The sequence below is a fragment of the Terriglobus sp. RCC_193 genome, from assembly GCF_041355105.1.
In the GTDB taxonomy this organism is placed as follows: domain Bacteria; phylum Acidobacteriota; class Terriglobia; order Terriglobales; family Acidobacteriaceae; genus Terriglobus.
The window spans coordinates 188,785-202,982 of sequence record NZ_JBFUPK010000002.1 but is presented as its reverse complement, the minus strand read 5'-3'; the positions used below and the strand labels follow the sequence as shown (position 1 = coordinate 202,982).

The 14,198-nt window shown below is 56.1% G+C and carries 13 protein-coding genes; 11 read left to right on the top strand and 2 right to left on the bottom strand.

The window, feature by feature from the left end:
• Nucleotides 1–102: 102 nt before the first annotated feature.
• The 7 genes from AB6729_RS09550 to AB6729_RS09520 all read left to right on the top strand — a co-directional run bounded on the left by AB6729_RS09550 (nt 103) and on the right by AB6729_RS09520 (nt 8,079).
• A complete protein-coding gene (locus AB6729_RS09550; protein WP_371081381.1) occupies nt 103–1,410 on the top strand; it encodes an MFS transporter in 1,308 nt (435 codons plus the stop codon).
• A gap of 27 nt (nt 1,411–1,437) precedes the next feature.
• Nucleotides 1,438–2,613, top strand: coding sequence for a Gfo/Idh/MocA family protein (locus AB6729_RS09545; RefSeq protein ID WP_371081380.1), 1,176 nt, complete (start codon nt 1,438–1,440; stop codon nt 2,611–2,613).
• Between the two features lie 3 nt (nt 2,614–2,616).
• Nucleotides 2,617–3,429, top strand: a complete 813-nt coding sequence (locus AB6729_RS09540; protein WP_371081379.1) for a sugar phosphate isomerase/epimerase family protein — start codon at nt 2,617–2,619, stop codon at nt 3,427–3,429.
• A 17-nt stretch (nt 3,430–3,446) separates the two neighbouring features.
• Nucleotides 3,447–4,823 carry a hypothetical protein gene (locus AB6729_RS09535; RefSeq protein WP_371081378.1) on the top strand — a complete coding sequence of 459 codons (1,377 nt, stop codon included), beginning with the start codon at nt 3,447–3,449 and terminating at the stop codon, nt 4,821–4,823.
• 3 nt (nt 4,824–4,826) lie between these two features.
• On the top strand, nt 4,827–5,627 hold the full coding sequence (locus AB6729_RS09530) for a 3-ketoacyl-ACP reductase (RefSeq protein WP_371081377.1): 801 nt from the start codon (nt 4,827–4,829) through the stop codon (nt 5,625–5,627).
• Nucleotides 5,628–5,707: 80 nt separating this feature from the next.
• Entirely contained in the window at nt 5,708–6,481 is a 774-nt protein-coding gene (locus AB6729_RS09525; protein ID WP_371081376.1) for an ABC transporter ATP-binding protein, read from the top strand.
• On the top strand, nt 6,469–8,079 hold the full coding sequence (locus tag AB6729_RS09520; RefSeq protein ID WP_371081375.1) for a hypothetical protein: 1,611 nt from the start codon (nt 6,469–6,471) through the stop codon (nt 8,077–8,079). Before AB6729_RS09525 ends, AB6729_RS09520 begins: the two co-directional genes overlap by 13 nt.
• Before the next feature lie 18 nt (nt 8,080–8,097).
• Here the strand turns inward: AB6729_RS09520 and AB6729_RS09515 are convergent, their stop codons facing one another.
• Entirely contained in the window at nt 8,098–10,221 is a 2,124-nt protein-coding gene (locus AB6729_RS09515) for a prolyl oligopeptidase family protein (protein WP_371081374.1), read from the bottom strand.
• A gap of 65 nt (nt 10,222–10,286) precedes the next feature.
• Here AB6729_RS09515 and AB6729_RS09510 point away from each other — a divergent pair, with 65 nt between their 5' ends.
• Together AB6729_RS09510 and AB6729_RS09505 are read left to right on the top strand one after the other, a co-directional pair.
• Complete coding sequence (locus AB6729_RS09510) at nt 10,287–11,297, top strand: VWA domain-containing protein (RefSeq protein WP_371081373.1); 1,011 nt, start codon at nt 10,287–10,289, stop codon at nt 11,295–11,297.
• A 109-nt stretch (nt 11,298–11,406) separates the two neighbouring features.
• Nucleotides 11,407–12,087 carry an Ig-like domain-containing protein gene (locus AB6729_RS09505; protein ID WP_371081372.1) on the top strand — a complete coding sequence of 227 codons (681 nt, stop codon included), beginning with the start codon at nt 11,407–11,409 and terminating at the stop codon, nt 12,085–12,087.
• Nucleotides 12,088–12,092: 5 nt separating this feature from the next.
• Here AB6729_RS09505 and AB6729_RS09500 read toward each other — a convergent pair whose 3' ends face one another.
• Complete coding sequence (locus tag AB6729_RS09500; protein ID WP_371081371.1) at nt 12,093–12,386, bottom strand: hypothetical protein; 294 nt, start codon at nt 12,384–12,386, stop codon at nt 12,093–12,095.
• 233 nt (nt 12,387–12,619) lie between these two features.
• Here AB6729_RS09500 and AB6729_RS09495 point away from each other — a divergent pair, with 233 nt between their 5' ends.
• Both AB6729_RS09495 and AB6729_RS09490 read left to right on the top strand, forming a co-directional pair.
• On the top strand, nt 12,620–12,976 hold the full coding sequence (locus AB6729_RS09495) for a glycine zipper domain-containing protein (protein ID WP_371081370.1): 357 nt from the start codon (nt 12,620–12,622) through the stop codon (nt 12,974–12,976).
• Between the two features lie 133 nt (nt 12,977–13,109).
• Entirely contained in the window at nt 13,110–14,138 is a 1,029-nt protein-coding gene (locus tag AB6729_RS09490; protein ID WP_371081369.1) for a DUF3298 domain-containing protein, read from the top strand.
• Nucleotides 14,139–14,198: the final 60 nt, after the last annotated feature.

Here is a 14,198-nt window from a genome sequence, read left to right as displayed (position 1 = left end):
GGAAAAAGAAAATTCGCGGGGCTAGCCTGTCCTACAGGTTTTTGGCTAGTATGGGAGCGCCAATTGGAAGCGCTTCCGCCCCACAGCGAATTTTCAAGGCCAATGTCGAATCTGCGCGGCCGCACCGCGGTTGCAAAGGATTCAAACCGGGAGAACCGCAGAGTGGCCGCAGAGCGCGAATCAAAGATTTTTTACGGCTGGTGGATTGTGGTGGCCGCCTTCCTGAACCTGTTTTTTGCCGTGGGCATCATCTTCTATGGCTTCCCGGTTTTTTATCCGTCGTTTGTATCGGCGCTGGGTTTCAATCGCACGCAGGTGACACAGGGATTCTTTCTCGGCTTCCTGACGATCGGCCTGCCAACAGGACTTGTCACCGGCATTCTCATCGACAAGATCGGTGCCCGCTGGGTCATCTTTGCGGGCGCATTGCTCACCGGCGGGTCGCTCATCCTGATGGGTTTCATGCATCAGTTCTGGGAGTATCAGGTGCTGTGCGTTCTCGAAGTGATTGGGTATGTGCTGGCCGGCCCCATCTCCAACCAGGTGCTGATTGCGCAGTGGTTCCGCGAACGGCGCGGCCGTGCCATGGGCCTTGCCTATCTCGGTTTGGGACTTGGCGGAACAGTGGCGCCGCCGGTGATCAACATGCTCATTCGCGATTATGGTTGGCGCAACTCCATCATCGCGGTTGGCGCGTCCATCATCGTGGTGCTCTTCCCGGTGGCAATCTTCCTTACGCGTTCCATGCCGCATGACATGGGACTGAATCCTGATGGAGCAACTGGTCCATTGATAAGGCACACGGCAGCCAGCAACTCTGTCTTCGGCATCATCGGAGGGGCACTGCGCGACCGAAACTTCTGGCTCATCGTGATCGGTTCCTCACTGGTGATTGGTGCGATGAACGCGGTGATTCAGCATTTCATCCTTTTCCTGAAGAGCATTGGTTACGATGCGTCATCGGCCTCGCGTTTTCTTTCGCTGCTGCTGGCTGCCAGCTTGGGGGGACGTGTCATCGTGGGTTACATCGCGGATCGTTTCCGCAAGAAGAACATCATGGCTATCTTTTACTTCGTTCTGGGCGCGGCCATTCCGCTTCTGTTTCTTGCGAAGCAGCCTGTGGCCGCAGCCGCGTTTGCCATTATTTTCGGCTTTGCAATGGGCGCGGATTACATGCTGATTCCGCTGGTTACGGCAGAGTGTTTTGGTTTGGCTTCGCTGGGCAAACTGCTTGCGTTGATCATCGTGGCGTATTCAATTGGTCAGTGGGCAGGCCCATATATCGCAGGTCGCATCTATGATGCGCACCACAGTTACGACCTGGCGTGGCAGGTGATGGCTTCCGCAGCCGTGCTTGGTTCGCTGGCAATTTATGCAATTGTGAAACGGCCCGACCACGCTCAGGCCTGATCAGAAATTCAACCACAAGAGGACCACATGGCAGCGAAGCGCGTAGGCATCATCATGAACGGCGTCACCGGACGCATGGGTTTGAATCAACATCTGATCCGCTCCATCCTTGCCATTCGACAGCAGGGTGGCGTGGCCATCGGCAAGGGCGACACGATCATGCCTGATCCCATTCTTGTTGGCCGTAACGAAGCCAAGCTGAAACAGATTGCGGATGAGCATGGTCTCACGCGCTACACAACCGACCTGGCCCGTGCGTTGGGCGATAAGAACGACACGGTCTACTTTGACGCTGGCACCACGGGCCTGCGCGAGCAGTTTGTCTCGCAGGCCATTGATGCGGGCAAGGACGTGTATTGCGAAAAGCCGCTGTCCACCAGCGTGGAATCGTCGCTGCGTCTTGCGAAGAAAGCCGCGCAGGCAGGTGTGAAGCAGGGCATCGTGCAGGACAAACTCTTTCTGCCCGGCATTCGCAAGTTAAAACGGCTGATTGATTCGGGCTTCTTCGGACGCATTCTTTCTGTACGCGGCGAGTTTGGTTATTGGGTCTTTGAAGGCGATTGGGGTGGTCAGCCTGCGCAGCGTCCTTCGTGGAACTATCGCAAGGAAGACGATGGCGGCATCATCCTGGATATGTTCTGCCACTGGCGTTACGTGTTGGATCACACGTTTGGCAATGTGCAATCCGTCTCCTGCACAGGCAAAACCCACATCCCCACGCGCGTGGATGAAGAGGGCAAGACGTACGATGCAACTGCGGATGACGCGGCCTATGGCTCGTTTGAACTTGCAGGCGATATCTTCGCGCAGATCAACTCTTCGTGGACCACGCGCGTCTATCGCGACGAGTTGTTCAACCTGCACGTTGACGGAACAGAAGGCAGCGCCATCGCGGGTCTGCGTGATTGCAAGACACAGCATCGTGTGAACACGCCGCGCCCCACGTGGAATCCTGATCTGCCGAATCCGTTCCAGTTTCGCGAGCACTGGCAGGAAGTGCCGGACAATACCGTGTATGAGAACGCGTTCAAGGTGCAGTGGGAGATGTTCCTGAAGCACGTAGTTCTGGATACGCCCTTCCCGCATACGTTTGTGGATGGAGCGCGTGGCGTGCAGCTTGCAGAGCTTGGATTGAAGTCGTGGGCCGAACGTCGCTGGCTGGATGTGCCTGCGATCAACGATGCAGAAGTGCTGAAGGCATAAGCGATGGCAGACCTGCAAAGACTAAGCCTGAACCAGGCAACGGTGCAGAACTGGAGCGTGCAACAGGCCGTGGATGGATGCGTGCGTCATGGCATTCCTTCCATCGCGCTATGGCGGCACAAGATTGCAGAGGCTGGTCTGGATGCGTCTGCGAAGCATGTGCGCGATGCCGGCTTGCATGTGTCCAGCGTGTGCCGTGGTGGCATGTTCGTTGCGCCCACGGCGGAAGAGCGGCGCGAACGCATCGCGGATAATTTCCGTGCTGTCGACGAAGCTGCTGCGTTGCAGGCAGATTCATTGGTGATGGTAGTGGGCGCATCGCCGCAGGTAGCCATCGTCGACGCGCGCAAAATGGTGAGCGACGGTCTCGCAGAGCTTGTTCCTTACGCACGCCAACACGGCGTCAAGATTGGTTTGGAACCATTGCATCCCATGTATGCGGGTGATCGCTCTGTGTTGAACACGATCGATCAGTCATTAGCGATGGCATCCTCGTATCCTGCCAATGAAGTGGGCCTGATCTTAGACACGTTTCACTTCTGGTGGGATCCGTATGCGTACGAGCAAATCGAACGTGCTGCAGGCCGCATCTTCGGATTTCATGTCTGCGATTGGATCGTGCCCATGCCAGACATGCTGCTGGGCCGCGGCATGATGGGCGATGGCGCCATTGATAACCACGGTTTCCGCATGGCGGTGGAAGCTGCTGGATACATGGGGCCCATTGAAGTGGAAATTTTTAACCAGGCGCTGTGGGACAGCGATGGTGACCACGTTCTTGCAACCGTGGTGGAACGATTTACAAAACTTGTGTAGCTGAAGGATTCACGACGATGAAGGTTGAACGCCAGAGGACACCGCAGGAACTTGCGCCCGCCGTAGCGCGCCTATTTGAACTGGCTTCGGAGAAAACGCAGCGTATTGCTGCGCGTTGGGAAGTGAGCATGGGCGCACCGGTAGTGACGCGCGCTGGCGAATATGCAGGCCGCAACTGGACACAGTGGACGCAGGGTTTCGCATACGGCAATGCCATCCTCTGCTACGACATCACGCGCGATGCGAGGCTGTTGCAGATTGGTCGCGACAACACGCTGCAACACATGGCGGAACACATCACGCACATCGGCGTACACGATCACGGCTTCAATAACCTGTCGACCTATGGCCAGCTTCGCCGCCTGATGCAGGAAGGCATCATCCCGCATAACGAGTGGGAGATGAACTTCTACGAACTCGCGTTAAAGAGCAGTGGCGCGGTGCAGGCCGCACGCTGGACGGATCTGCCAGAGGGCGCAGGTTTCATTCATTCCTTCAACGGATCGCATTCGCTGTTCATTGACACCATGCGCACCATCCGCATCTGCGGTGTGGCACACACACTGGGACACACGCTGCTGGGTGAGCAGGATCGCAACATCTCGCTGCTGGAGCGTTTGCTCACACACGCGAAGACATCCTCGCGGTTCAATATTTATTACGGCGAAGGACGCGACAGTTACGACACGCCGGAACTGCGCGGACGCACCGTTCATGAAGCGGTCTTCAATCCGAAGAGTGGGACCTTTCGTTGTCCCTCCACGCAGCAAGGCTACTCCGCATTCACCACATGGACACGCGGCCTGGCATGGGCAATGCTGGGCTTTGCAGAAGAGCTCGAGTTTCTCGCGACACTTCCCGAGAGCGACTTTACTGCAATTGGAGAGAACAAGGCCGACGCGCTTGCACTGATGGAGAAAGCCGCGCGCGCTACCTGCGACTTCTACATACAGCAGGGAACGGCAAGCGATGGCATTTGCTACTGGGATACCGGCGCGCCACAGATGCATAAACTCGGTGATTGGATGAGCCGTCCTGCGGACCCGTTCAATGACTACGAACCAGTGGACTCGTCTGCAAGTGCGATTGCAGCGCAGGGACTTCTACGACTTGGACGTGTACTTGGCAAAGATGGAGAAGCATACTTCCAGGCCGGCCTCGCCGTTGCAGATGCATTACTGCAGGAGCCGTATCTTTCGACTGGCGCCGAGCACGAAGGCATCTTGCTGCACAGCATTTATCATCGGCCCAATGGTTGGGATTACACGCCCCCCGGCGCGAAAATTCCGCAGGGAGAGTCGAGTATGTGGGGCGACTATCACATGCTGGAGCTAGGCCTGTTACTGCACCGGCTCGCTCAGGACAAGTACTACACCTTCTTTGATGCGGAGTAAGTGATGACAAATCCGGTGGAAAACAAAGGACGTGTGGCACTGGTAACAGGCGGCGGACGTGGCATCGGCTTCGGCATTGCGAAACAACTTGCAGCCAGCGGATTTGATGTTGTCATCACCGGGCGTCGCGACAGGACCGACGTTGCGGATGCCATTGCTGCTTTGGAAGCGGCGCGTGCCGAGGCATCACAGAAGATTGAGTACACGGCAGCCGATGTAAGTAGTGCTACTGCGCGTGAGGCATTGGTTCGTTTTGTGAACGATCGTTTCGGACGGATCGATGTGTTGGTGAACAATGCGGGGATTGCACCGCGCGTCCGCGCCGACCTTCTGGAAGCAACGGAAGAGAGCTTCGATGAACTTATCTCCACCAATCTCAAAGGGCCGTACTTTCTGACACAGGCCATCGCGAAATGGATGGTGCAGTTACAGGAGACGCAACGCGAGCGGCGCACAATTGTGAATGTCAGCTCTGTCTCTGCCTTCGTCGCCAGCATCAATCGCGGCGATTACTGCATCAGCAAAGCTGGCATTGCTATGGCCACGAAGCTTTGGGCGTCACGGCTTACACAGCATGGCATCGGTGTCTTTGAAGTGCAGCCGGGTGTGATTGCCACCGATATGACCGCCGGAGTTAAGGGTAAGTACGACGCTTTGATGGAGACGGATCTGCTGCTGGACAAGCGCTGGGGCACGCCGGATGACATTGGAACGGCAGTCGCCATGCTGGCCTGCGGCAGCCTCCCTTATGCTCCGGGCGCCGTATTGGTTCTGGATGGCGGTATGACCCTGCCGAGACTGTAGCGCAATTCGGCGCTTCTGAATCGTTGTACCTCCGCAGAAAAATGTGTGCGAAACGGTGAGGCATCGCTATCATCAGGCGCATGCCTGACATTGCGGTGCAGACGTTTGGACTGACTCGTCGTTTTGACGAGACGATTGCGGTGCGCGACGTAAACCTTTCCGTGGAAGCGGGCCGCTTCTTCGGTTTCCTGGGGCCAAACGGAGCAGGGAAGTCCACCACGATCAAGATGTTAACTGGCCTTTTGGCTCCTTCCGAAGGAAGAGTGGTAATTGCCGGAATGGACATGGCATCGCACTCTTTGGAGGCGAAGCGACTCATCGGTGTAGTTCCGGAAGGCATGGCGCTGATGGGACGGCTTACCGGTTTTGAGTACCTGCGTTTCGTCGGTCGCATGTATGGATTAACGCGCGGACAGGCGGAGGAACGTGCGCAGGAATTATTGCAGTTCATGGACCTTGCTTCTGCACCGCGTAAGTTGGTTGCGGATTATTCGCATGGCATGCAGCGCAAGCTGGCGCTGGCCGCAGCGGTCATTCACACACCGCGCATTCTCTTTCTCGACGAGCCATTTGAAGGCGTGGATGCGATTGCTGCAGGGACGCTGAAACGTATGTTGCAACGCATGACAGAGCGCGGCGTCACTATTTTTCTTACAACGCATGTGCTGGAGATAGTGGAGGCGCTCTGCTCGCACGTTGCCATCATTGATAAAGGTTCGCTGGTGGCGCAGGGATCGCTGGAGGAACTGCGTGCCGGTGTGGCGCATGAAGGAGAACGCCTGACGCTGGAGCAGATATTTCTGCGCGTAGTGGGCGAACGCGAAAACATGCAGGAGCTATCATGGCTGGCCTGAACGATCTCACGTTGCCACGCGAGCGCGACCAGTTAGCGGCATTGTTTGAAATGCGGTGGCGTCTCTTTGTCCGAAACATGAGGCGCGATGAAGCCAAGGTTTCCTTTGTACTGTGGCTTACCGGGCGCTTGTTGGTTCTGCTGTTTTCTGCGGGATTGGGTGTTGTGGCGTCTGCTTTGCTGTATCTCATGCAATCGCAAGGTAAGTCGCTTTCTGCTGCCTTCCACATAGTGTTTGTTGGCTGGCAGTTAATGAATCTCTTTCGCGGCTCGCTGCCGCAGGGAGCTGAGTCAGAACTCTATCGTTTCCCTCTGCGCTTCCGTACGTATGTCCTTCTGTGGCTTTCCGCGGGTGCGTTTGAAGGGCTCACACTCATGGGATCGTGGATCTGCCTGGGCATGTTCATCGGCATCATCGCGGGCGGTGGCAATGTGTTGCGCAGCGTCATCGTGATGCTGCTGTTTTATGCGTTGAATCTATTCATGACACGCTCTGTTTTTCTGTGGCTGGGGCGCATGTTGGCCAGTCGGCGTGCACGTGACATCGTTCTCATACTCACGTCGCTGCTGAGCATCGGACCGCAACTTCTGCGCATGCAGCGCGAACGCATTGCCGGATGGATGCAAAAGATCGCTCTGCCGCCATGGTTCGCGCATGCCCTGCATGCAACCCCGGGATACCTTGCCGCAAAAGCATTGCAGCCTGCCTATGGCACGTCGTTATTCCTGCTGTTGGCGTGGACTGCCGCTACCGCAGGCGTGCTTTTGCTGGGGTTGCATCGTGCATTCCTGGGTGAAGAGTCGCACGAGTTTCGCGCGGTAGCATCGGACTCCATTGCAACCCGTAAGAGGAAAAACGATCAACGCGATGGACCGCTGGTGAGTGCGATTGCCGTGTGCGAATGGGATAAGCTGCGCCACGGTGGTGCTGCCATCTACGCCTCTCTTTCACCATTGCTATATCTCGTGTTTTTTGGTGTGCGATTAGCCCGTGGCCCACTGGGCACATGGCTTGTTCCGATCGCAGCGGGGTATCTCGCTCTGTCGTTGCGGTCTGTGAATGTGTTTGGACAAGACGGGCCGGGGGTGCAGATGTATCTATTAGCACCCGTACCGCTGCGCACCATTCTGCTGGGCAAGAACCTGTTTGCGGCAATGCTTTATGCAGCTCAGGTCTTGCTGGGGTCTGTTGTGCTGGTGCTGGTAACGCATCGAATCAGCATTGCGCCTTTGGCGTTTACTCCGCTGTGGATGGTTGCCTATGCATGCACTGCATTCACGTTGGGGAACCAGCGCTCGCTGCGGCGGCCCACATTTGTTCCCACAGGCAAAGTCACGCTGCGCGACGTGCGACGCGCACGCCGCAGCGGTGGTGGTGGAAGCTGGACAGGTTTGCTGTTGATCCTTGGGGGAGCCGCTGTTGGAGGCGTTGCCATCGGGCTGAGCTTCTGGCTGCACATACCGGCGCTGGCACCGCTGGTGATGCTTCCTTGCGCCATTGCCAGCGTGTTGGTGTACCGCAAGAGCCTTCGTCATACGGCGTACAACGGCGATATCCTGCAGGCTGAAGCGCTTATGAATGTGGCACGCACCGCATGAACTTGGCGTCGAATGTAATTATTCGACGCCAAGTTCGTGCAGGAAGAATGCCTGGATGTCTGCCTCCACATCCAGACGCTTGGACAGAGGCATACCGCCACCATGTCCGGCACGCGTTTCAATGCGAATGAGCACCGGCGCAGGCCCAGCCTGGTCCTTCTGCATCTGTGCAGCGAATTTGAAGCTATGGGCAGGGAAGACGCGATCATCATGATCCGCAGTGAAGATAAGCGTGGACGGATACTTACCGCCCGGTTTCAAGTTATGCAGCGGCGAGTACTTATAGATCGCGTGAAACTCCGCTTCATTCTCACTGGGCGAGCCATAGTCAGCCTTCCATCCCCATCCCACGGTGAACTTATCGAAGCGCAGCATATCCATCACACCAACACCTGCCGCCACTGCTCCAAACGAATCGGGCCGCTGCGTAATCATGGCTCCCATCAACAGGCCGCCATTCGATTCACCGCGAATGGCAAGCTTTTTCGATGATGTGTACTTGTTCGTGATCAGCCATTCCGTGCTGGCAATGAAGTCGTCGAAGACATTCTGCTTGTTCAGTTTCATACCTGCCTGATGCCATGCTTCACCGTATTCGCCGCCACCACGCAGACAGGCCAATGCATATACACCACCGCGTTCCAGCCACGGAATCAGCGTTGCAGAGAAGTAAGGAGATAAGGAAACATTGAAACCACCATATGCATACAGCAGCGTTGGATTATTCCCATCCAGCTTGAGACCTTTTTTATAAGTCAGAAAAACAGGAACCCTTGTGCCGTCTTTAGAGGTAACAAATACTTCCTTCGACTCATACTGCGTGCGATCGAATGCAACCTTGGGTTCGCGATACACACTGGATTGCAGCGTCTTCATGTCCAGCCGGAAGATCACGTTCGGTGTTGTGAAATTCGCAAAGCTATAGAAGGTTTCTTCATCATCACGCTCGCCGCCGAAACCAGTAGCAGTTCCAATGCCCGGCAGCGAAAGTGTGTGTACGTGCTTACCCTTCTCGTCGAACAACTCGACCTGCGTGTGCGCATCCTTCAGATACTCTGCAATCAATGTGCGATGTACCAGCGATACGCTGTCCAGCTTGCTCTTCGCTTCCGGAATGACGGTGGTCCAGTGTTCGCGCCCCGGTTGTTTCAGATCAATGGCAATCACCTTGCCATTGCTGGCGTTCAGCGTGGTGTAGAGCCAGAAGCGCGATCCATCGTTACCAATGGGTGAGTAAGTGGCATCGGCATTTGTGATCAGGCGTTGCACTTTCGCCTTGGGATCGGTCAGGTCCAGCACAGCGAGTTCATTGTTCGGGCTGGTGCCCTGTTGCTGCGTGATGAGGAGATAATTCCCATCATCCGTAACGCCGCTGAAAATGTAGATCTCTTTGTTATCCGAGCGTTCAAAGATAACGGGATCATTCTTCTGCGGTGAGCCCAGTTTGTGAAAGAAGATTTTCATGTTGAAGTTTGCGGCCTTCAGTACATCGCCATCCGGCGGAGCGTCGTAGCCGCTGTAGTAAAAGCCGCTACCGTCATGTAGCCATGCGGCACCGCCAAACTTCGTCCATTGGATGACATCGGGCAAGTCTTTCCCTGTTGCCACATCGCGGACAATAATCTTCTGCCAATCGCTTCCCGCTTCACTCAGCGCAATGGCAGCAAGCCGTCCATCGTGTGTGATGGAGAGTGATCCAATCGCCATGGTGCCGTCGGCAAGATACGTGTTTGGGTCAATCAACTCACGCGGTTCACTATGCAGACCTTCCGTCCAGTAGACGACGGATTGGTTCTGCAATCCGCTGTTGCGCGAATAGAAATAGCGGCTGCCACGCTTCTGCGGCATGGAGAAGCGTTCGTAGTTCGCCAGGTCCATCATGCGCTTGTGAATGCCGTCGCGAAATGTCAGCGGCTTGAAGTAGGCGGCAGTGACTTCGTTCTCTGCGTCTACCCATGCCTTTGTCTCTGGCGAATCCAGGTCTTCCATCCAGCGATACGGGTCGCTGATCTTGGTGCCGAAGTAGTCGTCAACCTGCGGAACGATGTGCGGTGTGGGATAGTGCAAGGCGGTGGTACTCCTGGGTGTCTGGGCGGTGGACATGCTGGCCATCAGCAAAATTGTGGCAATGCGCCAATGCATGTCCAGCTCCATGGCATGAAAATTTACGGCTCGCCAACTGAGTGTAACGCCGTCACAATAGCAGCATGAGTTTACGTGGATGGGGTTGCGGTCTTCTGATAATGGTGGGTGGCGTTCTGCATGGACAACAGCAGGCCACGCCACCGGCAGCGACAGATCAGCCGTACACCTTGCAGACCAGCGCAAAAATTGTGGTGGTACCCACCACGGTCAGTCTGAAGAGTCAGATCATTTACGGCCTGAAGGCGAATCAATTCCGCATTACCGACAACGGCGTGGACCAGCCCGTAACGCTGGATGAAGATGCGGATTCGCTGGGATTATCTCTTGTTGTCGCGGTGCAGTGCTCGCGCATGGCCATCATGGAATACGAGAAGCTGGAAGGACTACCGCAACTGCTTGAGAACCTTGTCGGCGGCGGCAAACGTGAAATCGCGCTGGTCCGTTACGGAAGCCATCCGGAACTGGTGCAGCCCTTCACACGCTCCATCACAAAGATTGATGCTGCCATGCAGAAGATCGGCCCATGCGAAGACGACAAGAATGCCACACGCGACGCCGTCAGCTATGCAAGTTCGATTCTTGAGAATCGCGACAGCCACAATCGTCATGCAGTGCTGTTGATTGGCGAAGAGCGCGATCACGGCTCCACGGTGAAAGAGGCGGAGCTGATCGCGCAGCTTGGCCGCAGTAACACCGTGGTGGATGCTGTAGCTTATTCACCTGGCACCAACGAATTGCGTGAAGAAGCGACACATTTTCGCGGTGGCTCTGGCCCCATTGGCCTGTTGCTGATGGCCGTCCAGGCGATGAAGAAGAATACAGCCAGGTGGCTCACTGCGCAGTCCGGTGGCGATTACTTTAGCTTCCACAACCGCAATGGTTTCGATGAAAGTCTGACCCGGCTCAGCAATCGTGTACACAACTACTATCTGCTGAGCTTCCCCGTCCCCAAAGGCGCAGAGGATGGCCTCCATGAGATTCGTGTCAGTGTGCCCGAGTATCCCAGGGCAGACATCCGCGCGCGCAGAAACTATTACGCAGGCAATACGCCTCCGCCGGATGTCGAAAAATGATCATTGGGTTCTATCTGGCAATTCATGGAGTAGCCGAAATGCAAAGTGGTCACGTCCAATGAGGACGAGGCCACTTTCGTTCTCTGCGGATGCCTCGGGAGAGATTCACTTGCGATTCTGGATTCGTGCCACTGCGGCGCTGGCTGTGACTGTGGGCTGTTTTACGCTTACGGGCTGCAGTGGTTTCTTCTTTGGCACTGGTGTGAATGTTGTGCTGACACCCTCTGCTACCAATGCCACCTATGGCACCAGCATCACGCTCACAGCCACGGTGGCCGCAGCCGATCAGGCAGCGCAGACCTCACAGGGCACTCCGACAGGCAGCGTCGACTTCTACGATGGCAATACCGATCTGGGGACGGGCACACTCAGCAGTGGAACCGCTTCCCTCGCGGTGACCACACTGGCGGTGGGGACACACACGGTATACGCAGTGTTTGATGGCTCGTCGTCTTACAATCAGGGCACATCGCCAGGCAAGACCATCACCATCACTGCAAGTAGCAGCAGTCTTACGGCCACGTCGACGTCGCTGAGTCTCTCCTCCAGCAGCATCGCATCCGGTGGCTCGGTCACCATGACGGCAACCGTATCGCCTTCTGCTGTCACAGGCAGCGTGAACTTCTACAACGGCTCCACGCTGCTGGGGTCTGGCACAGTGGCCAGTGGATCGGCAAGCATCACAACAACGGCACTGCCCGTTGGGACCGATTCGGTGACGGCCACCTACGAAGGCGACAGCACATACGCTTCCAGCACCTCCAGCGCCGCCACTATAACGGTGAACTAAGTGAACTAAATGTGCGTGACCACGGTGGTGTGTCTGCGGAGATACCAGCAGGGCGGCAACCATCCGTTAGAAGTAAGCGGAGGGAAGAGGCTGCGCGCACAGGTGATGGTGATGCTGCCGTCGAAGTAATACTCTTCCTTGTTGCGCTTCAACTCCGCAGCGCTTACCTGTGTGACGGTAACGTCTGCTGTGCCGTTACCGCGCGCCATCTGGATGCGCCACACAATCCAATCGGCAGCAACGATCACACACACAATCAAAAACACCAACGCCGCAATGCGAAGAATCAAGCGGGCCACGCAAGCCTTCCTTTCTCTACATGTGTAGTCATACATCACGCAACCCTCGCGATGCCATGAGTATGCGCAGGGATGCATGTTGATATGCGACAAAGCAAATACCTTGTTACAACACGACCATCTTCATGGAACAGAACGTAGCTCCCGGGGAAACCCTCAGAGCATATCCGCATCTACCAGATTGGTAAGGATAGATGCTGCCCACGAAGAATGGCGGCGAGGAGGTTAGGAAGATGAATACCTTTGGAAAGAAACTTTCGGGTCTGGTTTTGGGCAGCGTCATGGCGATGGGGGTGGCTGCTCCTCTGGTGGTGTCGCAGAATGCAAATGCGCAACATCACGATTCGCGTTACTACTATCGCGACAGTCATGGAAACTGGCATAAACGTCACAGCGGCATTGGCACTGGCAAAGGCGCGTTGATTGGTGGCGCTGCGGGCGCAGGCATCGGTGCACTGGCAGGCGGTGGCAAAGGTGCTTTGATTGGCGGTGCCGTAGGCGCGGGCGGCGGCGCACTGGTTGGCCACGCCAATGCGGATCGTCGCCATCGCGACGAGGCACGTTACGATGCGTACGGTCGCCGTTACTGATAGCAATTGTTATCCACAAAAAACGCCGCACAGATTCGCTGTGCGGCGTTTTTGTTTTGCGTAGACTTGCATCTCAAACAATATGCGGAGAAATTTCTGGAAAACGCTGCTGCTGTGCGGTGCAATGAATTTCATGGCGGCGCACGCAGCCAGCTTTGATTGCGCAAAGGCAAAGCGCCCCATGGAGCACGCCATTTGCAGCGACGCGAAACTCAGCGCAGCGGATTCTGCGATGAGTGTTACATATCGCAATGATCTGTCGCGGTTGTCTTCCAACAGTGTTGGCTTGTTGCGCGTCGATCAGGTGCAGTGGCTGGCGTATGCGCAGCAGGTGTGCCGTGTGAATGAACCTGCGATGACGCGATCAAATGCTGCAACATGTTTGAAGCCGCTGTATGACACGCGCATAAAACAGTTGCGCGGCGCCGTGGGCGCTCGTGATGGCGTAGCGTTTCTCACGCGGTCACAATTCCTTGCGGAAGCAGACGTTGCAGGTACTAATGCCGATATGCCGTCAGGCGAGCATCCAGGCTACGGCACACTGCAGGCGACATGGCCAGCGGCGGACACTGATGTGGAGGAATGGATCACGTGGAGCGCCGCTGTGGAGGCACACATGCTGAAGACTGCGGGCGCAGGACAAGAGCAGGAACTTATCAATGGCACAAAACGCACACTGCCAAAGACATGGGATGACGCAATGGCTGCGGGCGCAGATTCGCAGATCAAAGGTGTGTTGCACAGCGTGGAGCATGATCGCGTAACCACCATCATTGCTGCCTTTGGCATGGGCCACGGCGCAGCGCATCCTTACGAAACGTCTGAGACGCTGACATGGCTGTTCAAGGAAAAGCGAGCGTTGCGTGCAGAGGATGTGTTTGCCGATGCAGCATGGAAACATCGGCTGGCCGAGATGGTGTGGGCCGATCTCAGTGCGCGCAATAAGAAGGAAAAGTTTCTCTATGACAACGTGGACGGTCCGCAGGTGAAAGCGCTACAGGATGTGTTGAACGATGTAACGAACTGGACGCTTGAGGCCGACGGCTTGCACATTAGCTATCCGGACTACACCATTGCGCCGCGCATGTTTCATCCTGAAGATACGGTGTTGTCGTGGGCGCAATTGAAGCCACTGCTGACAAAGGGATTTGTGACCCCTTAATTCTTTCGCATCTCTATAAACGAAAAGAAGCGGCCGCTGGCCGCTCCTTCTATTCCGAGA